At 31.8% G+C, this 22,096-nt stretch carries 22 protein-coding genes; 15 read left to right on the forward strand and 7 right to left on the reverse strand.

Annotation, left to right across the window (positions count from 1 at the left end; translation table 11 throughout):
• Window position 1: 1 nt before the first annotated feature.
• From EBB51_RS13775 to spoIIR, 3 genes are all read left to right on the forward strand, one after another.
• Entirely contained in the window at window positions 2–1,105 is a 1,104-nt protein-coding gene (locus EBB51_RS13775) for an endospore germination permease (RefSeq protein WP_243103875.1), read from the forward strand.
• Window positions 1,102–2,280, forward strand: a complete 1,179-nt coding sequence (locus tag EBB51_RS13780; protein ID WP_243103878.1) for a Ger(x)C family spore germination protein — start codon at window positions 1,102–1,104, stop codon at window positions 2,278–2,280. The genes EBB51_RS13775 and EBB51_RS13780 overlap by 4 nt, the downstream gene beginning before the upstream one ends.
• 149 nt (window positions 2,281–2,429) lie before the next feature.
• Window positions 2,430–3,065, forward strand: coding sequence for a stage II sporulation protein R (spoIIR, locus tag EBB51_RS00800; RefSeq protein ID WP_123052703.1), 636 nt, complete (start codon window positions 2,430–2,432; stop codon window positions 3,063–3,065).
• A gap of 17 nt (window positions 3,066–3,082) precedes the next feature.
• On the opposite strand, the gene EBB51_RS00805 is transcribed toward spoIIR, so the two are convergent.
• Window positions 3,083–4,330 carry a glycosyltransferase gene (locus EBB51_RS00805; RefSeq protein WP_123052704.1) on the reverse strand — a complete coding sequence of 416 codons (1,248 nt, stop codon included), beginning with the start codon at window positions 4,328–4,330 and terminating at the stop codon, window positions 3,083–3,085.
• A 380-nt stretch (window positions 4,331–4,710) separates the two neighbouring features.
• On the opposite strand from EBB51_RS00805, the gene ypeB reads away from it, so the two are divergent.
• The 6 genes from ypeB to rho all read left to right on the forward strand — a co-directional run bounded on the left by ypeB (window position 4,711) and on the right by rho (window position 12,095).
• Entirely contained in the window at window positions 4,711–6,081 is a 1,371-nt protein-coding gene (gene ypeB, locus EBB51_RS00810) for a germination protein YpeB (RefSeq protein WP_123052705.1), read from the forward strand.
• A 498-nt stretch (window positions 6,082–6,579) separates the two neighbouring features.
• On the forward strand, window positions 6,580–7,560 hold the full coding sequence (locus EBB51_RS00815) for a tRNA 4-thiouridine(8) synthase ThiI (protein ID WP_123052706.1): 981 nt from the start codon (window positions 6,580–6,582) through the stop codon (window positions 7,558–7,560).
• Between the two features lie 32 nt (window positions 7,561–7,592).
• Window positions 7,593–8,009 (forward strand): DUF1934 domain-containing protein, encoded by a 417-nt coding sequence (locus EBB51_RS00820; RefSeq protein WP_123052707.1) that lies wholly within the window; start codon window positions 7,593–7,595, stop codon window positions 8,007–8,009.
• Window positions 8,010–8,135: 126 nt separating this feature from the next.
• Window positions 8,136–8,438, forward strand: coding sequence for a ribose-5-phosphate isomerase (locus EBB51_RS00825; RefSeq protein WP_243103880.1), 303 nt, complete (start codon window positions 8,136–8,138; stop codon window positions 8,436–8,438).
• 294 nt (window positions 8,439–8,732) lie between these two features.
• A complete protein-coding gene (locus EBB51_RS00830) occupies window positions 8,733–10,334 on the forward strand; it encodes a CTP synthase (RefSeq protein ID WP_123052708.1) in 1,602 nt (533 codons plus the stop codon).
• A 276-nt stretch (window positions 10,335–10,610) separates the two neighbouring features.
• The gene (gene rho, locus EBB51_RS00835; protein ID WP_123052709.1) at window positions 10,611–12,095 is read left to right on the forward strand and encodes a transcription termination factor Rho; all 1,485 of its coding nucleotides are present in this window, start codon (window positions 10,611–10,613) and stop codon (window positions 12,093–12,095) included.
• A gap of 66 nt (window positions 12,096–12,161) precedes the next feature.
• Here rho and rpmE read toward each other — a convergent pair whose 3' ends face one another.
• A complete protein-coding gene (gene rpmE, locus EBB51_RS00840) occupies window positions 12,162–12,380 on the reverse strand; it encodes a 50S ribosomal protein L31 (protein WP_123052710.1) in 219 nt (72 codons plus the stop codon).
• A gap of 221 nt (window positions 12,381–12,601) precedes the next feature.
• On the opposite strand from rpmE, the gene EBB51_RS00845 reads away from it, so the two are divergent.
• A complete protein-coding gene (locus EBB51_RS00845) occupies window positions 12,602–13,168 on the forward strand; it encodes a ferritin family protein (RefSeq protein ID WP_123052711.1) in 567 nt (188 codons plus the stop codon).
• Window positions 13,169–13,257: 89 nt separating this feature from the next.
• Here EBB51_RS00845 and EBB51_RS00850 read toward each other — a convergent pair whose 3' ends face one another.
• The 5 genes from EBB51_RS00850 to EBB51_RS00870 form a co-directional block, all read right to left on the reverse strand.
• Window positions 13,258–14,040, reverse strand: a complete 783-nt coding sequence (locus tag EBB51_RS00850) for an ABC transporter permease (RefSeq protein ID WP_123052712.1) — start codon at window positions 14,038–14,040, stop codon at window positions 13,258–13,260.
• A gap of 3 nt (window positions 14,041–14,043) precedes the next feature.
• Window positions 14,044–14,829 carry an ABC transporter permease gene (locus EBB51_RS00855; RefSeq protein ID WP_123052713.1) on the reverse strand — a complete coding sequence of 262 codons (786 nt, stop codon included), beginning with the start codon at window positions 14,827–14,829 and terminating at the stop codon, window positions 14,044–14,046.
• Window positions 14,822–15,745 (reverse strand): ABC transporter ATP-binding protein, encoded by a 924-nt coding sequence (locus EBB51_RS00860; protein WP_123052714.1) that lies wholly within the window; start codon window positions 15,743–15,745, stop codon window positions 14,822–14,824. Before EBB51_RS00860 ends, EBB51_RS00855 begins: the two co-directional genes overlap by 8 nt.
• Window positions 15,746–15,875: 130 nt before the next feature.
• Window positions 15,876–16,808 (reverse strand): HAMP domain-containing sensor histidine kinase, encoded by a 933-nt coding sequence (locus EBB51_RS00865; protein ID WP_123052715.1) that lies wholly within the window; start codon window positions 16,806–16,808, stop codon window positions 15,876–15,878.
• A gap of 3 nt (window positions 16,809–16,811) precedes the next feature.
• The gene (locus EBB51_RS00870) at window positions 16,812–17,513 is read right to left on the reverse strand and encodes a response regulator transcription factor (protein ID WP_123052716.1); all 702 of its coding nucleotides are present in this window, start codon (window positions 17,511–17,513) and stop codon (window positions 16,812–16,814) included.
• Between the two features lie 279 nt (window positions 17,514–17,792).
• Between EBB51_RS00870 and EBB51_RS00875 the strand changes: the two genes are divergently transcribed.
• The 5 genes from EBB51_RS00875 (at window position 17,793) to EBB51_RS00895 (ending at window position 22,041) form a co-directional block, all read left to right on the forward strand.
• The gene (locus EBB51_RS00875) at window positions 17,793–18,410 is read left to right on the forward strand and encodes a thymidine kinase (protein WP_123052717.1); all 618 of its coding nucleotides are present in this window, start codon (window positions 17,793–17,795) and stop codon (window positions 18,408–18,410) included.
• The gene (locus EBB51_RS00880; protein ID WP_123052718.1) at window positions 18,407–19,351 is read left to right on the forward strand and encodes a DUF1385 domain-containing protein; all 945 of its coding nucleotides are present in this window, start codon (window positions 18,407–18,409) and stop codon (window positions 19,349–19,351) included. Before EBB51_RS00875 ends, EBB51_RS00880 begins: the two co-directional genes overlap by 4 nt.
• Window positions 19,344–20,219 carry a peptide chain release factor N(5)-glutamine methyltransferase gene (gene prmC, locus EBB51_RS00885; protein WP_123052719.1) on the forward strand — a complete coding sequence of 292 codons (876 nt, stop codon included), beginning with the start codon at window positions 19,344–19,346 and terminating at the stop codon, window positions 20,217–20,219. Before EBB51_RS00880 ends, prmC begins: the two co-directional genes overlap by 8 nt.
• Before the next feature lie 98 nt (window positions 20,220–20,317).
• Window positions 20,318–21,391, forward strand: coding sequence for a peptide chain release factor 1 (gene prfA, locus EBB51_RS00890; RefSeq protein WP_123052720.1), 1,074 nt, complete (start codon window positions 20,318–20,320; stop codon window positions 21,389–21,391).
• Between the two features lie 197 nt (window positions 21,392–21,588).
• Window positions 21,589–22,041: a hypothetical protein gene (locus EBB51_RS00895; RefSeq protein ID WP_347560938.1), complete on the forward strand. Its 453-nt coding sequence runs from the start codon at window positions 21,589–21,591 to the stop codon at window positions 22,039–22,041.
• Window positions 22,042–22,096 lie beyond the last annotated feature (55 nt).

Raw genomic sequence — 22,096 nt, forward strand, 5'->3', positions numbered from 1 at the left:
TATGGAAAATAAGGAATTTATAAATCATCACGGATTATTTGCTACTATTATTACTGCAATAATTGGGGTTCCTGCATTTTCTTATCCTAGGGAACTTGCTAGCACTGTCGGAACAGATGGTTGGATTATAGCGCTAGTAGAGGGAATAATATGGTTCCTTATAATCTATATAACTTATAGAGTTATAGAAATTAATGATTACGGCGGGTTTTACAATATAATTACTAATAACTTTGGAAAGATACTTGGTTTTATAATAAGTATATTTTTTATAATATATAATTTAATGTTTATATCACTGCAAATGAGGATGTTTACGGAAGTTTTAAAAATGTATCTGCTTGAAAAAACTCCAACAGAATTTATATTAATTGTAACTATACTAGTCGGAACTTACATGATAAGATCAAGCGTTGACGATTTAGTAAAATTCAATGAAATAACTCTCTGGATTATGATTTTTGCAGCCGTTTTTATAATGATATTTAGTTTAAACAAGGCTGACTTTACAAATGTACTACCTGTATTATCCAATACACCTGCAGATTACATAAAGGCAATTCAAGCTACAATTTACAGCTTTACAGGACTGCAGGTAATATATTTAATTTGCCCATTTGTGAAAAATAAAAATGATATACCTAAGACGGTGCTAAAAAGTATAGGATTTGTAACAATATTTTATGCTCTTATAGTGGTTTTTACACTAGCTGTACTTACCAAGGATCAAAGCAAAATAATGTTATGGCCTACTATATCTATGGTAAAGTGTATAAACATACCAGGTGCACTTATGGAAAGATGGGACGGTATAATTATGTCGCTGTGGGTTATATTCTATTTTACAAGCTTTGCAAATATATGTTACTTAGTTTCAGATATAACAAAGGATACATTAAAATTAGGCAGCATAAAGTTTTCACCTATAATAATAGCACCACTTATATATTGTATGGCAATATATTATCCCAATATAGCAGATGTTAATAATGCACTTGCAAAAGTAGATAGCATATTTGGATTTATATCTTTAATTTTACTTCCTTTACTACTTTATTTGATTTCAGGATTTAAACACAAAAAAAAGAAGGTGGTAAACAGATGAATAAGTTTCTTAAAATGATTTCTTTACTATTAATTATGATTACATTAACTGGATGCTGGGATAAAGTTGAAATAAATCAGAAAAGTTTTGTATCTGTAATAGGAATAGATGCAGGAGAGGATATAGGTAAAGAAAAGGAACTTAAAAAATTAAAATCTAATGAACCATTTACAGGAATGAATTTAAAGAGGATACATGTAACATTTGGCTTGCCAGATATAAGTAAGTTGGGACCTGAGAAAGGCGGCGCAGCTCAAGATGTATATATTAATTCTGATGCATACTCTATGCAGGATGCTATAAATAAAGCTAATACTAAAACCAGTAGGGAGATTACGTTTAGTCATATGAAACTTCTTATACTCGGCAGCAATTTGTTAACGTATCCTGAAACATTTAAAGAAATAGTTGATTATCTGCAAAGACAGCCCGCACTGGACAGGACGATGTATTTAGCTATAGCTCAGGGTAAAGCTGAGGATTATTTAAAATATAAACCTACTTCGGAAAAAAGTTTTGAGAACTATATTCTTGGATTAATGGAAAGTAATCAAAGAAATAATACATTTGTAGTTATAACTTTAAATGATTTTCTAAAGTTACTTAACCAAAATAGTAACTCAATACTTCCCAGCATGAAAATGGATAATGATAAAAAAGAACTCAAAATTTCAGGCTCTGGAATAATTAAAGATTATAAATTAAAAGGATTTTTAACTAATAGTCAAACCTCGGATCTAAAAATATTAAGGGGTGAGTTTCAAGGGGGAACAAAGGTAATATATAGGGAAGGCCATCCCGTAGATATTACAATAGATGGTTCAGATAGAAAAATAAAAGTCAGAAGCGCAGATAATAAATTGATATTTGATATAGATGTAAACTTAGAAGGTCAAATAAAAAATTATTATGCCGGTAACCAGTTATTTTCAGAAGATGTCATAAGTTCCATAGAAGAAGATTTTAATACATCTATACGAAAAGAATGTGAACAATCGGTAAAAATAACCCAACAGCAATCTGAGGTTGATCCAATAGGGTTGAGAGAACATGTGGAAAAATATCATCCTGCACTGTGGAAACAAAATAAGGATAATTGGTCTGAAGCATACAAAAATGCACAAATAAATGTAAACATTAACACAAAAGTTAGAAGAATAGGAGCGATAAAATAGCATATGTAAAAATATTACCATAAGTGAATATAATTACAAATAGTGTAAATAATACTAATATATTCAAATGAAATTACTGTAATTAAAGAAATTTGATATGTACAAGCTTGTAATCAATTTTTTAAAATTAAAAATGGGGGATGCAAGTAATGAAAAAAATATTATGTATTTTTATAGGTATTTTAATTATATTCGGATGTATCTTTGAAAACAAGGTGAAGAGTCAAAGTTCGCAGCAAGATATTTCTTCCAAGATAATAAGATTTCATGTAATAGCAAATAGTGATTTAAAAAGTGACCAGCAGTTGAAATTAAAAGTAAGAGATAGTGTCTTGAAATATATACAGCCAAAGCTCAAAAACTGCAAGAGTATAGATGAATCAAGAAAAATATTATTGGCAAACGATGATAAGATAAATAAGATAGCAAGAGATGTTGTAAGAGAAAATGGATATAATTATGAAGTTAAGACTATGCTGTCAAATGAAAATTTTCCTGTAAAGACTTATGGTAATATTACTCTACCTCAAGGAAATTACGAGGCTTATAGAATAATTATAGGAAGTGGAAAGGGACAAAATTGGTGGTGTGTAATGTTTCCCCCTCTGTGTTTTGTGGATATTACAAAAGGAGAAGCATCATATGAACAGACGGAAAAAGATATGAAGAAAGTTTTGACAGAGGAAGAATATAAGTCGATAGATAATAGAATAAATAATTCAGATAATGATATTAAGGTTAAACTTAAGTTAGTAGAAATGATTAAAAATAAAAGAATCCAGTAAATTAAGTTCTGGATTCTTTAACTTTCCACAAAAATTTTACTTGCTGTTTTTAGTACATAATTTTGAACAGTTTTAAAAAAAGTTTTTACAGCATTGTCTTTAGATGGTACTTTATCAGAGCTTTTTATTATCATTTTGTTTGATTTATTTTGTAGTAGGTATTTGATTAATTTAACTATGTTTTTGCCGCTGTCTGGTTTTGAAAATTTATTACAATTATCTTTCATAGTCTGTAATTTTTCTGGGCAATTAAGTAAATCTTCTATCACATCTTTGCATAAACTTATATCGGATATACTTATTGCTAAGTTATTTTTTATAAGAAATTCTGCATTTTTTTCTTCTTGACCCGGTATTGGAGAAAAAATACCCATTGGTATTTTACATATTAATGCTTCTGTTACAGTAAGTCCGCCGGGTTTAGTTAAAAGTAAATCACTAGCTTGCATATATTTATTAACTTTATCTGTAAATCCTATTATACGAGTTTTCTTTGAAAAGTTTTTTTTCAATTTCATTAAACTTTCATAGAGTTTCTGGTTTTTACCAGTTATAACTGCAATTTGTATATCCATAGCTAATTTATCTAATTGCTCGCATACATCTTTAATTTTACCCATGCCTAAACTTCCACCCATAACCAATATAGTAGTTTTGTTTGAGTCTAAGTCTAACTCTTCTAAGGTGGTTTTTTTGTCGTATTTTTCTAAAAAGTCAGGTTTGACAGGTATGCCTAAATTATAAATTGTATTTTTAGGGATTCCCTTTGATACCATGTCGTATATCATATCTTGATTTGACACAACATATGCATCGATATACGGATGTAACCATGAACCATGTGGATAATAATCTGTAATTATTGTAATACACGGTATCATTATGTTGTATTTAACTTTCATTATTGAATCCATTTCTGTTGGAAATGGATGTGTGGATATTATTATATCAGGATTAAACTCTGATATTAAAGGGACTAACTTATAAGTCATAATCTCATTAAATTTAGAACTTATAGTTGTAGCAATTTTATTGTAGTCACCTTCAGAATATGTATAGATTTTACCATATAGTGATGGTGTAACTTTTAAACTCTTTAAATAACTACCAATAACGACTTTGTCTATTATTGGATTTATATATTTTAATGTATCAATAATTTTAATATCAGAATTAGAAAGTTCTGATTCGATATAATCCCTTAATGCTTCCGCAGCATGGCTGTGACCACCACCAGCAGAAACGGAAAGAATTAATGCTCGCATTAAATCACCTTCTGGTTAAGTATGTAATAACATTATATAGGATATAAAGACAATAATAAACTAATTTAATAAACATTTAAGAAAAAATTAATATAAGTAAAGTGTAATCTTATATATTTAGTATAATAAAAAAATAAAAATATAGTATAAGTTTTTATAGTATTTAATGATTATTTTATGCTATTAATATTAATTGGCATTTTACTTATATAGTGAACTAAAACAATTATTTAGTCAATATAATTGAAAAATATTTCATATAATAGTTACCTTATTATTATGGATAATATGCTTTAAATTAATGTATAACTAAGGAATTAAATATAGATAATATAAGTAATTTATGATTTGTGCTATTAATACAAATAGGAGGAATATATATGAAATTTTCAAAAAAAAGAATAATATATACATCAATAGTTACATTGATAGTAGTATTTTCAACTACTTTTGCAATACTTATGACTTTAGAGAGAACAGATTATAGAAATTATTTACAAGCTGAATACAGTAGAAACATGTACGATTTAATAAATTCAGTTCAAAACATAAGAGTAAGTTTAGGAAAAGCAGCTGTAGTAGGTTCAAGTGAGCAAAGTATCACTGCCTTTGATGACATATTTAGATATTCAAGCATGGCTAATGACAAACTTCATGCACTGCCTATAACGGAACAGGAATCTGGAGCTACGAGTAAGTTTTTAGCTCAAGTAGGTGATTTTTGTTACAATCTAGCTAAAGCATCATCGGAAGGAAGACAATTAACAGATAAAGATTATGCAGCTATAAACAGACTGAAAAATGAGTCATTTTCATTGGAACAGCAATTAAAAGGTATATCGGATCAAATAAATGAAGGAAATGTTAGGTGGGGAGAAATAAGGAAAAGAACTAGTGGGGTTCTTGCAAGTAATCAAAGTGATCTTTTAGATGAAAGATTTGCTGCTATACAAAAACAAGTAACTGATTATCCTGCACTAATATATGATGGACCTTTTTCTGATAATGTTGTAAGTGCAGCACCTAAGATAAACTCACAAAGACAGGTTTCAAGCAAAGAGGCAGAACAAATTGCCAGAAATGTTGTAGGTAAGGATAGAGTACAGCAGATAGAGTTAAAAGGTAATCAAGGTAAAGAAAAAATAGATACTTACAGATTTTCTATAGCAGTTAAAGATAGAAAAGACAGTAATCAAAGAATTGTATGTGAAATAACTAAGAAGGGTGGAAAAGTATTATATTTAATTGATGATAGACCTATAGGTAATAAAACTATTGATGCAAAAAAGGCAGTTGATATAGGAAGTAAGTATTTAAATAATATAGGATATAAAAACATGGCACCAACATATACCATGAACTATGGCAGTTCAATTGTAATAAATTATGTTTATAGACAACAAAATGTAACAATATATCCAGATCAAATAAAAATTAAAGTAGCATTAGATAATGGAAACATAATAGGAATTGAATCAGAAAAATATCTTATATCTCATGAGGAAAATAGAAACATACCAATACCTAAAGTAACACAAGATCAAGCTAGAGAAAAGGTTGGCAGGAAACTTAATGTAACTAGCACAAAGCTTGCTATTATTCCTACTGAATCCAATAGAGAGGTACTTTGCTATGAATTTTCTGGAACATATGATAATGATCAATATGTAGTATATGTAAATGCTGAAACTGGAAAAGAACAGAGAATACTTCAAATTTTAAATACGCCTAATGGTGCACTAGCAATGTAGGATAAGGACATAAAAACAGAGGACATAGGACATAAAAAAACAGAGGACAGATGACATAAAAAACAGAGGACAGAGGACAAAGGACAGAGGACAATGAAGGTAAGTTTTCTTCCTTACGTCAGAAAACTAATTTATTTTTTAGGTTTGTTTTGCTAATGCAAAACATCGCTTAAGCAGGCATCTAAAAATCATAGATTTTAGATGCCTGCTTATTTAGGAGTGTACTCCTTAAGAAACAAAAGAACATGGGTTTCTTTTAAATTAAAGATTTTTCGTAAGCGCAGCGGAGAAAAATCCTCCTTCTCTGTCAATTGTCCTCTGTCCTATGTCCTCTATCTTATGTTTCCTGTCCTCTCAAAAAATATTGCATCGCAATATTTTTTAATTTCGAATTATAGTTTATTATGGTTGCTAAAATGTTGAAAATTAATTAAACTATTATTTATAAATAAAATTTATGATATGATCTCATAACTTACAAATAGAAAGGTGATAATGATGACAAAAGCACTTGCATTAATGTCTGGGGGATTAGATAGTTTATTGGCAGCTAAACTTATGAAGGATCAGGGAATAGATGTGCTTGGAATATGTTTTAAGTCATATTTTTTTGGACCTGAAAATGCCATTAGGATGTCTAAACAAATTGGTGTTCCACTAGAAGTAATAGATTTTTCTAAAGAACATCTTGAACTTGTGAAAAATCCCAAACATGGATATGGTAAAAACATGAACCCATGTATAGATTGTCATGCTATGATGATGAGGTATGCTGGTAACCTTATGGAAAAGTATGGGGCTAAGTTTATTATAACAGGAGAAGTATTAAATCAAAGACCTATGTCTCAAAACAGGTCATCACTTGATGTAGTGAAAAAGGAATCTGGATTTAGTGATAAAATATTGAGACCTTTATGTGCTAAAAATTTAAATCCTACAGAGATGGAGTTAAATGGATTAGTTGATAGAGAAAAACTTTTAGATATATCTGGTAGAAATAGAAAGGTTCAAATGGAATTAGCTGATAAATGGGGAATAAAAGATTATCCGTCTCCAGCAGGTGGGTGTAAATTAACTGAACCAAATTATGCTAAAAGGTTAAAGGATCTTTTGAAATATAATAATTCACCTGATGAATATGAGCTGGAAATGCTTAAGATTGGAAGACATTTTAGAACATCTGAAAGTGCTAAAATCATATCAACGAGAACAAAAGATGAGGCAGATGAAATTAAAAATCTTTTAACGGAGAATGAATTAATATTTTTGGCAGAAGATTTTAATGGATCAATGGTAATAGTACATGGTAAACCAAGTGAAAAAGACATAGAAATAGCTGCTAAAGTAGCCGGAAGGTATTGTAAGGGAAAAAATGAAGATAAACTTAAGATAAAATATGGATACTTTAAACATGAATTAGACAATCATATTGAGGTAAAACCTGGAGCCGACGAAGAAATAGACGAATATATAATATGATAATATTTAGTATAATCTGAAGGTGATTATTGTTGAAGAGAAAAGCAATTATAACTGTTACAAGCAGGCAAATTAAAGATGATAGTGACATTATTGAAGTTGTTACACCAGGATATTTTTATAAAAAAGGCAGCGTTTATTATGCGGTATATAAGGAAACAAAAATATCTGGAATGGAAGATACAACTACAACACTTAAAATAAGTGGACAAAAGTTACTTTTAATCAGGACTGGAAATACGACGGCTAAGATGGAGTTTAGTGGATGCAAGGAAAATATTTCCATGTACAATACTCCATATGGTACTATAGAACTCAAAATAGATACCATTAAAATTAAAACTGACATAAATGAAAATGGCGGAGATGTAACGATAGATTATAATATGAGTTTATCGGGACAAAGCCCGCAGTATACAAAGCTAATGATAAATGTAAAAGTACAGTGAAGAGTAACATTTTTTCACTGTATTTTTGTGTTATATAATATTTAGTGTTCGTAAAATAAGTTTACAATTTTTAAAAGTGGATATTATTACAGTTAAGACGATGATTGAGTTTAGAAGGTGATAATATTGAAAAAGTATTTTATGGATAAGAATATAAGGTATGAGAGAATAATAGAAATTTTGTGTAAGTATAAAAATATAAACAGAAATGAACTTGTTGAAATATTGAAGGATAATGAATGTAAATATTTATTGTTTCTTCTTATCAAAAGATATAGATGCTGCGATGTAGATATGTTGAGTAAAGATTTTCCAAACATAAATAAAAAGAGAATGAATAATAACTTGAGGAGAGCAGAAGAAAAATTATTGATAAATAGAAAGATAAGGGATATGTACTTTGAAGCTGAAGAACTAATTGAAAGGTAGAAAAAATATTATATAGTTAATTTTAAGCAAAAATAAAAAAACTATAGCATATGAAATAAAAATGTGTTAATATATTAAGTATGTTTTAAAACACAAAAATACCATTATATTTATTAAGGGTAATTTTTATTATAAATCTATTCAAGTATCTTGTCAATAATAGTTAGCAAAAATAGGATTTTTACTAAATAAAATTTACATATATGCATACTCTAAGATTTAAATGAAAATTTATTTTCTAGACTATACAATTAGGGGGTGAAGACTGCTTCAATTTAAGAAAGCAGGATTTTTATGAGTACAAAATATATATTTGTTACTGGAGGAGTAGTGTCTTCTTTAGGAAAAGGAATAACATCAGCTTCATTAGGAAGACTTTTAAAAAATAGAGGACTTAAAGTTTCAATACAAAAGTTTGATCCATATATAAATATAGATCCGGGAACAATGAGTCCATACCAACATGGGGAGGTTTTTGTTACTGATGATGGTGCAGAAACTGATTTGGATTTAGGACATTATGAGAGATTTATCGATGAAAATTTAGGAAAAAATAATAATGTAACAACAGGAAAGATATACTGGTCCGTAATTTCCAAGGAGAGAAAAGGAGATTATTTGGGGGGAACAGTCCAAGTTATACCTCATATAACCAATGAAATTAAATCTAGAGTCTATAGAGTAGCTAAAGAAAGAGATGTCGATGTTGTAATTACAGAGATTGGTGGAACAATAGGAGATATTGAGTCATTACCTTTCTTGGAAGCTATAAGACAGATAAAATATGATGTTGGTACAGATAATGTGTGTTTTATACATGTTACTTTAGTGCCATACCTAGAAAAATCAGGTGAATTAAAAACTAAACCAACTCAACACTCTGTAAAGGAATTAAGAGGAATAGGCATTCAGCCAGACATAATAGTTTGCAGATCTGAAAAACCTCTTTCTGATGAACTTAAGGGCAAAATAGGATTATTTTGTAATGTAGATGGTGATTCTGTAATTCAAAATTTAGATGCAGAAAATTTATATGAAGTACCTCTAATGTTACACAAAGAAGGATTAGATGACTTGGTTTGTAAAAAATTAAGTTTAGTTTGCGGTGAAAGTGATAATACAGAATGGTCCAGTATGGTAAGTAAGATAAAAAATTTATCTAAAACTGTAACCATAGGATTGGTTGGAAAATATGTTGAACTTCATGATGCATATATTTCTGTAGTAGAGGCATTAAACCACGGTGGATATGCAAATGATGCAAATGTCAAAATAAAATGGATAAATGCTGTTGAAATTACAAAAGATAATGTAGGCGAATATCTTAAGGATGTAGATGGAGTACTAGTTCCAGGTGGATTTGGTGATAGGGGAATAGAAGGTAAAATAGAAGCAGTTAGATGGGTTAGGGAGAATAAAGTACCATTCTTTGGAATATGCCTTGGAATGCAGTGTGCTGTAATTGAATTTGCAAGAAATGTACTTGGCTATAAGGGTGCACATAGTTCGGAAATAGATCCAGATACTAAATTTCCTGTAATAGATTTAATGCCAGATCAAAAGGATATAGATGAAAAAGGTGGAACTATGAGACTTGGACTATATCCATGTAAATTATCTAAAGATACAAACGCATATAATGCATATAATGAAGAAATAATATACGAAAGACATAGACATAGATATGAATTTAATAACGAATATAGAAAAGCACTTACCGATGCTGGACTCATTTTAACCGGTATAAGTCCTGATTCAAAGCTTGTTGAAATAGTTGAAGTAAAGGATCATCCATGGTTTGTAGGTGTACAATTTCATCCAGAATTAAAATCAAGACCTAATAGACCTCATCCACTATTTAGAGATTTTATAAAGTCATCTTTGAATAATAAATAAATTAATTTTTAGTATATGGTGCTTAAATATGCACCATATACTTGTTTTAAATGTCCTTTCATAAAGTCTGCTCTCTTTGGTTCAAGCTGTTTAATTTTAAAATCATGAAGCATCTTATATGCGAACTGCATGCTATAAATTAAAGAATTTTAATAAATTTTATGGATTAAATTAAAAAAAAGAGGTATAATGTATTTTAATAATGTAGCCTTTCAAAAAAATTCTTTAAATATTCCCCAAAAGGTTATATAAACTAAATAATGTGAGGTGTTATTGTTGAGTAATAACGATATTGAAAGTATGACGTTGGTGCAATTAAGACAAATTGCCAAAGGCTTAGGGGTTAAGAATATTTCTAAATATAGAAAATCGGAATTGATTGATGAGATAAAGAAAGTTTCTCCAGCTTACATAGAAAAAGATGGTGTAGTACTTAGAGAGAAGATAATTTCTAAAGCGGATACCGAAGATACTAATAAGGAAAGTGTGAACGTTTCAAAAAATAAAACACATATTGTAAAAAATAATAATAATCAAGAAAAAGTCAGACATCAGCGAGAAGATGAGCATAATAGGAGCAGTGATGAAGACAAAAAAGAAAAGCTCAAGGAAATGATAAATGAATCAGATTCAGCTAAAGGGGTATTAGAGATAATAGAAAATAATAATTATGGTTTTCTAAGGGGTAAAAATTATCTCACAGGACCTGATGATATATATGTATCTCCTTCTCAAATAAGAAGATTTAATTTAAAAACAGGAGATGAAGTTCAAGGAAAAGTCAGAACACCAAAAGAAGGCGAAAAGTTCAAGGCTCTATTGTATGTTGAAAAAGTTAATGATGAAAATCCAGAAAAAGCAGTAGGAAGAAAGCCTTTTGAAACGCTTGTTCCAATTTATCCAAATCAGAGATTAAATCTAGAAACTAATCAATCAGACTTATCTACAAGGCTTATGGATATAATATCTCCTATAGGAAAAGGACAGAGGGGAATTATAGTTGCACCACCTAAGGCCGGTAAAACAACTCTTCTAAAGAAGATAGCCCAGAGTATATCTAGAAATCATTCTCAAGTAAAATTAATAGTCGTTTTGATAGATGAAAGACCGGAAGAAGTTACTGATATGCAAAGATCAATCAAGGGAGAAGTAATCTATTCTACATTTGATGAGGAACCTGAACACCATACTAAAGTTGCGTACATGGTTCTTGAGAGAGCTAAAAGAATGGTTGAGCAGGGACAAGACGTAATTATATTGCTGGACAGTTTGACTAGATTATCTAGAGCATATAATTTGACAATAAATCCTACAGGAAGAACTCTTTCCGGCGGACTAGATCCTGGAGCTTTAATAATGCCAAAGAAGTTTTTTGGAGCTGCAAGAAACATAGAACAAGGTGGAAGTCTTACTATACTAGCTACAGCACTTATTGAAACTGGAAGCAGAATGGATGATATGATATTTGAAGAATTTAAAGGTACTGGAAACATGGAAGTACATTTAAATAGAAAACTTCAAGAGAGAAGAATCTTCCCGGCTATAGATATATATAAGTCTGGAACTAGAAGAGATGATTTATTGTTTAAAGATCAAATGGAAAAAGATGCAGCATTTAATATAAGAAAAGTATTATATGATGAAAACAATACTCAAAACGTTACAGAACAACTTATAAATCTCTTGTCAAAAACCAAAAATAATGAAGAACTTGTAAGTTTAATTAGTAAGATGGATATGAACAAGTCCGACAATAAATAAAAAAATAAAACCTGCCCTTGATAAAGGACAGGTTTTAAAATAGAATTAAAAGATATAATTTTAATCCTATTTTGTGTCTTCAGTAGTTAAATTAAACTTCTTCATAAATCTATCAACTCTTCCACCAGCGTCTAAGATCTTCTGTTTACCAGTGAAGAATGGATGGCATTTAGAACATATTTCCACCTTTAACTCCTTTTGTGTAGAACCAGTTGTAAAAGTGTTTCCACATGCACACTTAACTACCGCATCATGATAGTATTTTGGATGTATGCCTTCTTTCATGTTTTTCACCTCTTTCAGATAAGAACAAATAATTTTTTTATACTTATTGATTAACTATTGTATTATAGCATAATGTAAAATATTAAGTCAATTTAATAATAAATTTTTAAAAATTTATTATTAAATTTGATGCAGGCTTTTATAAGGTTAGTTATAATATAGTTAAGGAAAATATTGAAAATGAGGAGTGAAACTCATGTATAGATTTTAAGGAGGCTATCATGAAGACATTAGTATGTGTAATATGCGGTATGCAAATAAATGATAAGAATTATAGTTTGAATAAAGAAGCATTTCTTAGTTCAAATACTAAGGAAAATATAAAATTTTGCCCATTTTGTGGGGCACCTATAGAGTATTTAAAAGAAGATGGAGAAGAACTTCAATACGATAGAAATAAACTTGATGACAATGCACTTAAAATAATAGACCATGCAGTTAAGCTGGAGATATTTAACGGGGACTTTTATAAGAAAGCTTCAAAGTTAGCTAAGGACAGCAAAGTAAGAGATATGTTTAATGACTTGAGCAAAATAGAGTACATGCATGCTAGAATACATAAAGCCATAGGAGGGTTTAAAGAAGAGCCTGTACTTAGAGATATGGATTATTCTAAATATGATACAGATGAAATACTTTTAGAAATGGCCTGTAAAAGAGAAAAGCATGCTGTAGAATATTATGAAAAGTATTCAAAGGAAATTAACGATGATATCATAAAACAAGTATTTAAAGCGTTATCCAAAGTTGAAAAGGGGCATATAGAACTTACAGAAATGGGTTCATAGACTAGCTTACAACTTGCAAGTGAAGTTGTAATAGCCTGGTGAGTTCCTTTAAAAGAGGAACTTATCAGACCATTCTTTATTATGTTTTATCACCAGCCTTTCTTATGAACCGTCTTTTTCGATTTTTGAACTATCTTTTTCGACTCTATATTGCTGTTCATCAAGGTAGCTAGAGCAATCGAAATGGCAAGCACCAGTACCATACTCAAGAGGCATACGGGGATATTCCAATGAACGGCAGCGTCATAGCTTCGATAGCCTACCAAGCCAAGGCTTGCTGTTATAGGGTATAGATTAGCCAAAGTCATATTGCCAGCAGCAAACATACCGCCGTAGCCATAAACAAATGCTACAATTACGCCAGCTAAAAAGTTACTAGAAGCACGACTGGTCAAAATTATGATTGGCAAAACAGAAATATAAAGGAAAAGGTTTGCCAGCGTGATTTGACACAATCCCTGTGTTGCCAATCCTACAGAGAAGCCAGGAAAGCCTGCAAGAAGCTCGCCGGCGATGGTAAAAACCGTACAGACCACACCGAAAAACAAAGACAGTAAGCCACAGACCACCAATTTTCCAGCAATCAGTTGATTAAAGGAAATGGGAATTGTCAGGATATTTTTCAGCGTATCATCTTTCTGTTCACGGGTGATTATATATCCTGAAATTAAGGTAATGCACGTCGGGAAAATCATAGACATATTATTCTTAATGACCTGTTCAATCAAATAGGTAAAATTCCATACCGAGCCGTCATTTGCTATAGAAGTAAAAAGGGTGAGTAAAACCGAGAGTAACATTAGGGCAACACCCGCCCAAAAAATATGATATCGTTTTAACTTGATAAATTCTGTTTTGATAATTCTCCACATGATTTATTCACTCCTTTTGTTATAGAGATAGTCAATCAACAGCACAGATACGACGGCCATAATGCCTAGAGTAATAAGAACGTGTAAAGTTGATGGAATCAGACCGGTCATCTGCTCTAAATTCATATTGATACCGTGGGAAGCCATATTCCCGGCACTCCAAAATGTTGTAAGTGGCGTAGGCAAAAGCCATAGAATTGTTTTAGGCAATGTATCAAAAAGAGCCGTTGCACTCATATTTAGTACACTGTAAAAAACGCACAGCAAAATTGAAAAGATGTAGTTACGGCTGAAAAAGACCACTAGCACAATTAGTGGCAGTGTTCCAGCAGTGATGAAAACGCCTGTTTCCACTGCTAGAAACAACTTATACATTAAACCCTTCACTTCAAGTGTTGCCATTCCGCACAATACAGTGGCAAGCGTGGAAGCAACACAGAAAATTACTCCAAGCAGGAATAGTACCGAAACTTTAGCCAAAATCATTTGTGTACTGGTAACGGGAATTGTCCTTAGATTCTTGAAAGTATCATTATCACGCTCCATAAAAAAGAGTATGGCGGCAATCACGCCGACAATGCAGGGCAGCAGGAATTGTATTCCATATCCTAACATCATGTTGAACAAGCCGTCAAAAGCATCTGCTGGGCTGGTGCAGCGTTCCATCATAGATGGAGTTGTCGTTAAGTAGGTCAGCGGAATGGGAAATAAAAATGCCGCAATAATGATAAAAGGAATAAATTTTTTCCGTTTTAGCTTCCAAAATTCGCATTTGATAAGCTTAAGCAATGCCCTCACCTCCAGTTACTTTTTTGAAGTAGTCCTCTAAGGTATCTTCGCAAAGATGGACTTCCGAAACATCCAATCCGTTCTGCATAAAAGCACGGTTGATAGCGGCTACGGACAGGTTGGTATCATAAAGCTGGATATTGTGATCGTCGCACACCTGGAAATCTTTCACCTGAAAAGCAGTTTCTAGAATACGAGCAGCCTGCGCAGTATCCGAAACGATGAAATGAATGTATTTACTGTTTTTTTGCTCCAGCTCTGCAAGACTTTCTTCTTCTAGAAGTATGCCGTGGTCGATAATACCGATGTCGTCGGCTAGCAGAGAGATTTCCGAAAGTATGTGGCTAGAAATCAGAATGGTTTTCCCCATTTTGTCGCAAAGCCCCCGGATAAAGGAACGGACTTCTGCAATACCAATAGGGTCAAGTCCGTTGATGGGTTCGTCCAAAATCAGCAGTTCAGGGTCGTGCATAATGGAAAGGGCAATGGCCAGACGCTGCTTCATACCAAGTGAGTATTGGGAAAAGAGCTTTTTGTCTTTATAAGGTAGCCCAACCAAATCTAGAGCATCTTTGATGGCATTTTTCCTTGGAACGCCCCGAAGTTCTGCGAAGATTTTAAGATTTTCTGTGCCGGTCAGGTTCGGGTAAAAGCCCGGCGACTCAATCAGGCAGCCGATACGGGGTAGGATTTTCTTTCCGTTTGTCTGAATATCCTTGCCGAAGATTTTGACTTCACCAGAAGTGGGCTGGGTAAGCCCTAGTAGCATTTTCATGGTTGTAGTTTTACCAGCTCCGTTTCTTCCGAGTAGACCATAAATGCTGCCTTTTCGTACATGGATATTCAGGTCGGCAACGCTTTTTTGAGTGCCGTACTGTTTTGTCAGGTTCTTTGTTTCAATGATATAATCACTCAAGTCTAAGACCTCCTTTTGTCTTTCTAGAGATAAGTCTATCACGACAACCTTGCATTAACCTTGCCGCAACCTTGCATTAATCTTGCATTTTCACAAAAGAGAAAAACCCTGCGTGTGAGCAGGGATTCTCTCAACTGGCTAACGGCAATCGAATAGTAAAGGCAGTATATTTATTCAGTTCGCTTTCGACAGCAATCCTGCCGCCCATTTTTTCAACCATCTGGCGTACAATGGACAGACCAAGACCGCTGCCTTTTTCTAACCGTGCCTTATCACATTTATATAGCCTTTCAAAAATATGCTGTAAATCCTCTTTTTCAATTCCTACACCATTATCGACCACACAGATTTCAATTTCACTGGATTTTTTGAAAACAGTAATATCAATTCGAGTAGCTCCGCTATGGGCAATTACATTCTGCACAAGGTTATTGATAACGCGGGAATAGCCATCCAAGTCTACCTTTGCCATCAAACGCTGTTCCGGGATTTCAATTTCATATTCTAGTGCTTTTTCTTCAAAAATAGGTACCCAGTCTTTCAGAATATTTCGCGTCAGCTCTGCAATCTCTAAAGGTTCTATTAATAGGGTAAGTTCATTAGAATTTAGCTTGAACCAATCAAATAGTACATCAATGTAATCTTTCAGATCGTGCGCCTTATGTCGGGCGGTTTCCACATAATTGTCACGTTCTTTTCCGGTGACAATTCCTTTATGGGCTGCGTCCAGATATCCAATCAGGGTTGTAAGGGGTGTTCGAACATCATGGGAAAGGCTGGTCATAAGCTGTCGGTTAGTTTCATCGGCTTTTCGCAGACGTAGAAGCTGTTCTTCATAGGCGTAGACAATTTCATTCATTTTGTAGGACAGTGGAGCCACAAGGTCATTTTCTGAAGCAAGGATTTTACGGTTCCCGTTTCCAGCTTGAATATCGTCCAAGGCTTCACCCATATCCTGCAGCTGTTTTTTCACACGGTGCAGCTTTTCAAGTAAAGCTATCGTTGTTATAGTGGAAATCAAAGTAAATCCTATTAGGAGCAGAATCAAACTATTTGAAACCATACGCTACACCTCCTTGCTGAAGCGGTATCCAATTCCTTTTACTGTCTGAATAAATTTGGGTGAACTGGAATCTGGCTCAATTTTCTTACGAAGCCTGCTGATGATTGCCATAATATTGCTGTCATCATAGACATAAGGTTCTCCCCAGACTTTTTCATAAATTTGTTGCTTCGTCAAAATCTTCCCCTGATTTTTGGCACAGTAGAGAAGCAGGTCAAATTCTTTTGGGGGCAATTCAAAAGTTCCATTGTCCGTGATAACGCTTCGGTTGTCTACATCTATGGTAAGACCGTTATATACGAGATGATAAGGTTCCTCAACGCTTTGGTTAAAACGGGTATAACGCCGGATTAGGGAAATGACACGAGCAATCAGTTCGCCCATATCAAAAGGTTTCGTTAGATAATCGTCCGCACCGGAGCGAAGTCCCAGAACTTTCGAGGTGTTATCATTTTTCGAAGTAAGCATAAAGATTGGAATACTGCTTTCTTTCCGTATCTTTTCCAGCGTTTCAAAGCCGTCAATTCCTGGCATCATCACATCTAATATAATAAGTTGGTATTCTTTTTTCTTTAACATGGACAGACCAGTTGCACCGGAATAGCAAAAGTCAGCCTCTATTTCTTCATCTGATACGCTTCGTTGAATTAAAACACATAATTCTTTATCGTCATCTATAATCAAAATTCTATTATTCAAGTTCATAACACCATACCTTTCTTACTATTTTTATTATATTTCGAAATTATGAAATAGACAAGGAAGAAATTATGAACTATTTAGTGATGTGTTGTGGAAGCTTTGCACTGGTGATTTGGAGACTTAGAAAGGAAACTGCAAGCTAATTAAGGACAGATTAAAATAAGGGGGCAAAGGAAAAAAATTATATGCGTTTGCACTAAATAATTGTCCAATAAGTCTTTAATATATACTTATTGTTTGCTAAAATATATTTGTTTAATTTATGTGTAAAGAGGTGATGATATGAGTAAATTATATTTTAGATATGGTGCTATGAACTGCGGTAAATCCACTAATTTACTTCAGGTTGCTCATAATTATAAGGAAAGAGGCATGAAGGTAATTATAATGAAACCTAAAACTGATACAAAAGGTGGAGACAAAATAGTTTCAAGATTAGGATTAGCTAATAGTGTAGATATGCTTGTTGAAAATACTGAAGATATTTATGACAAAGTGGAAAAGTGGATTTGTAAAAATGGAAGCATTGATTGTATTTTAGTAGATGAAGTTCAATTTTTTAAGAAGGAGCAAATTGATCAGCTGTTTAAGGTAGCTGTCATTAAGGATATACCAACAATATGTTATGGGCTTAGGACAGATTTTCAGATGAATGGTTTTGAGGGAAGTGAAAGACTGTTACTTATAGCTCATAGTATAGAGGAGCTTAAAACAATATGCAAGTGCGGCAAGAAGGCACTGGTTAATGGCAGAAAGATAAATGGAAAATTTGTGTTTGAAGGAGAACAAATAGCCGTAGATAATGAAAATTATGTTGAATATGAATCACTGTGTCCTAAATGTTATTTTGAATATAAGGCTCAATATGAGTCTCAAAAGAAAGCTAAGGTGATTGAATGAGTAGAAAAACTTCAGTTGGCGGTCAAGCAGTAATTGAAGGTGTAATGATGAGGGGTATGAGTGGAATAGCAGTTGCTGTAAGAAAAGTAGATGGAGAAATAGAGATAAAAAAACAGCCGAGTATTCCATGGATAAAAAAGAATAAGTTTCTTAGTTTACCTATAATAAGAGGTTTTGTATCTTTGATAGAGTCACTTGTTATAGGCATAAATACTTTGAATTATTCAGCTTCGTTCTTTGAGGAAGATGATGAAGAACCAAGTAAATTTGAAATATGGTTTAAAAATACATTTGGAGATAAAAGCGATAGTGTAATTATGGGAGTAATGATTCTAATATCTTTGGCTGCAGCTGTCTCTATATTTTTTATATTTCCAACATTCGCAGCTGACATTTTTAAAAAAGTACATGTTTATAATCCTATTTCCCTTAATATAATAGAAGGAATTATTAGAGTAATTATATTCATAATATATATTTACTTAATAGGTAAAATGAAGGATATAAATAGAATCTTTGAGTATCATGGAGCTGAACATAAGACTATATTTTGTTATGAAAATGAAGAAGAACTTATTCCGAAAAATGCAAAAAAGTTTGAGAGATTTCATCCAAGGTGCGGAACTAATTTTTTATTTTTGGTTATGATAGTAAGTATAATATTGTTTTCCTTAACGGGGTGGAGTTCACTTTGGCAGAGAATACTTTATAGATTACTGCTTTTACCTGTGGTTTCAGGAGTAACTTATGAAATAATAAAATGGATGGCAAAAAGTGATAGTTTTTTATCTCATATAACTTCTTATCCTGGACTAATGCTTCAAAGACTTACAACAAGGGAACCAGATTTATCTCAACTTGAAGTTGCAATAGCAGCTTTAAAAGCTGCAGAAGGAATAGAAGATGATTTAGAAAAAAAGACTGGAGAAAATTATGAATAAGGAAACAATTACTATAGCAGAATTATTAAAGTATGGTTATGAGACTTTGAAAAAGAGTAAAATTGATACATATTCTTTAGATACGGAACTTTTACTTGGAAAGGTTTTAAATAAGGATAGGCTCTTTATATTATTAAATAGAAGTTATAAAGTTGACTATAATACTGCTAAAGAATATTTTAAGCTTATAAATATTAGAAAAGAAAAGATGCCTGTTAAGTATATACTTGGCAGATGTGAATTTATGGGACTTGATTTTTATATAAGAGAAGGAGTTTTAATTCCAAGACCCGATACAGAAACTTTAGTTGAGTATGCGATAAAAGAAATAAAAGAGAATAATTTTAAAAATATATGTGATGTGTGCTGTGGAAGTGGTATAATTGGCATATCTATTGGCAAATTTATAAATGATGTGCATGTTATATGTACTGATATATCAGATATTGCCTATGAAGTTGCGACAAAGAATATTGAATTATTTAATCTTGAACACAAAGCAGCTGTAGAAAAGGGGGATTTACTTGAAAACTTCATAGAACAAAATGATAAACTTGATTTGATAGTTTCAAATCCACCATATATAAAGACAGATGTTATACCTAGTCTCATGAAGGATGTAAGAGAATACGAACCTTATAATGCCCTTTGTGGTGGAAATGATGGTCTCGATTTTTATAGAAAAATAACAGCACAAAGTACCAAAATCTTAAATGATTCTGGGATGCTTATATATGAAATAGGATATGATCAAAGATTAGATGTTCAAGATATACTTATAAAAAATGGATTTAAAAATGTGAAATGCATAAAAGACCTGGCAGGTAAAGATAGAGTAATAAGTGCTCAATATATAGGAGCAAATTAAAGTTTTAAAGTGTAAATATATAGTAAATTGTTTGTTTCTTAAAAGTATTATGATATAATTATCTATTGTGAATATATTGATACGGAGTGATAAATAGTATGTTAGAAAGACTTAATTTTATAGAAAACAAGTATGAAGAATTATCTGTAAAAATAAGTGATCCTGCAGTGATAGCAGATCAAAAAGAATGGCAAAAGTTATGCAAAGAACATGCTGAAATGGAAGTAATTGTGACTGAGTTTAGAGCATATAAAAAAGCACAGCAGGATTTAGAAGCAGATAAAGAAATGTTAAGAGATGACATAGATAGAGAACTAAGAGAAATGTGTCAAGAAGAGATAAAAGAGCTTGAAAGTACAATTGCAGAAAAAGAAGATTCACTTAAGATATTATTGCTGCCTAAAGACCCTAATGATGATAAAAATGTTTTTGTTGAAATAAGAGCAGGTGCAGGCGGCGAAGAAGCAGCTTTGTTTGCAGCAAATCTTACTAGAATGTACACAAGATATGCTGAACGTAAAGGGTTCAAGATAGAAACTATAAGCATAAATGCAACTGATCTTGGAGGGTTTAAGGAAATTGTATTCATGATAAAAGGAGACGGAGCTTATAGCAGATTAAAGTATGAAAGTGGAGTACATAGGGTTCAAAGAGTTCCAGATACTGAATCAAGCGGACGAATTCATACATCAACTGCTACAGTAGCAGTTTTGCCAGAAGTTGATGATGTAGATATAGAAGTGAGTCCAAATGATGTAAGAATAGATGTATTTAGAGCATCGGGACATGGTGGACAATGTGTTAATACAACTGACTCAGCTGTAAGAATTACGCACCTAGCTACAGGTATAGTTGTATCTTGTCAGGATGAAAAATCCCAACTTAAAAATAAAGAAAAAGCTATGAAAGTTCTTAAATCAAGATTATATGAAAAAGCAGAAGCTGAAAGAAGTGCAAGTATAGCACAAGATAGAAAAAGTCAAGTTGGAACTGGAGATAGAAGTGAAAGAATAAGAACTTACAATTATCCTCAGGGAAGAATAACAGATCATAGAATAGGATTAACACTGTATAAGTTAGATTCATTTTTAGATGGTGATATAGATGAGGTAATAGATGCACTTATCACTACAGATCAAGCAGAAAAAATGAAAAATATAGGTAGTGAATAATTATTTAACCTTTATATATTAGAATAAGAAAAGGAGGAAATCATGGATATAAATAAAGCTATCAAGAAACAAAAAAAATCGTATGAGAGATTTATGATATCTATGTGTTTAATTTTTTTTTTATTTTACCTGCTGTCTTTATAATATCTAAAAAGTTTTATATCTTTTATATAATATATCTAGCAGTTTTAGAAATAATGATACTTTTATATATAATTATAAGAACTAGTAAAGAAGCACTAAAATATAGGTATGATGGATATAAGCTAAAAGTTATACTTGGTATAACTTCAAAGACTATAAATATAATTTGTGACAAAGTTGTATTTGTACATGTAGAAAATGATACATCGCAGGACAAAAATGATTTTAAAATAATTTTAATTGCTTCATCTAAATTTAGAAGTGATAGAATGTTAGTTATTAACAGGAAGTTTTTGAAAAATCATGCTTATTTAGCTCAACAGTATTATAAAATTAAAACACAATTTCCCGAAAACAGTTATTACTATACTATTATAAAAAGAGGAGGATTAAAAAAGTATCCTCTTTTAGATCTTATTTATAGATCATGTGTTTATGCTGCTTTTAGTGAAGAATCGATAGATACAATAAAATATTATCGTGATAATTCCCAAAGTCGCAACTAAATGTCATATATTATAATCTACGGAAATACATATGTTATATGGGTTTGTACAGTAA

Source organism: Clostridium sp. JN-1 (genome assembly GCF_003718715.1).
In the GTDB taxonomy this organism is placed as follows: domain Bacteria; phylum Bacillota; class Clostridia; order Clostridiales; family Clostridiaceae; genus Clostridium_AV.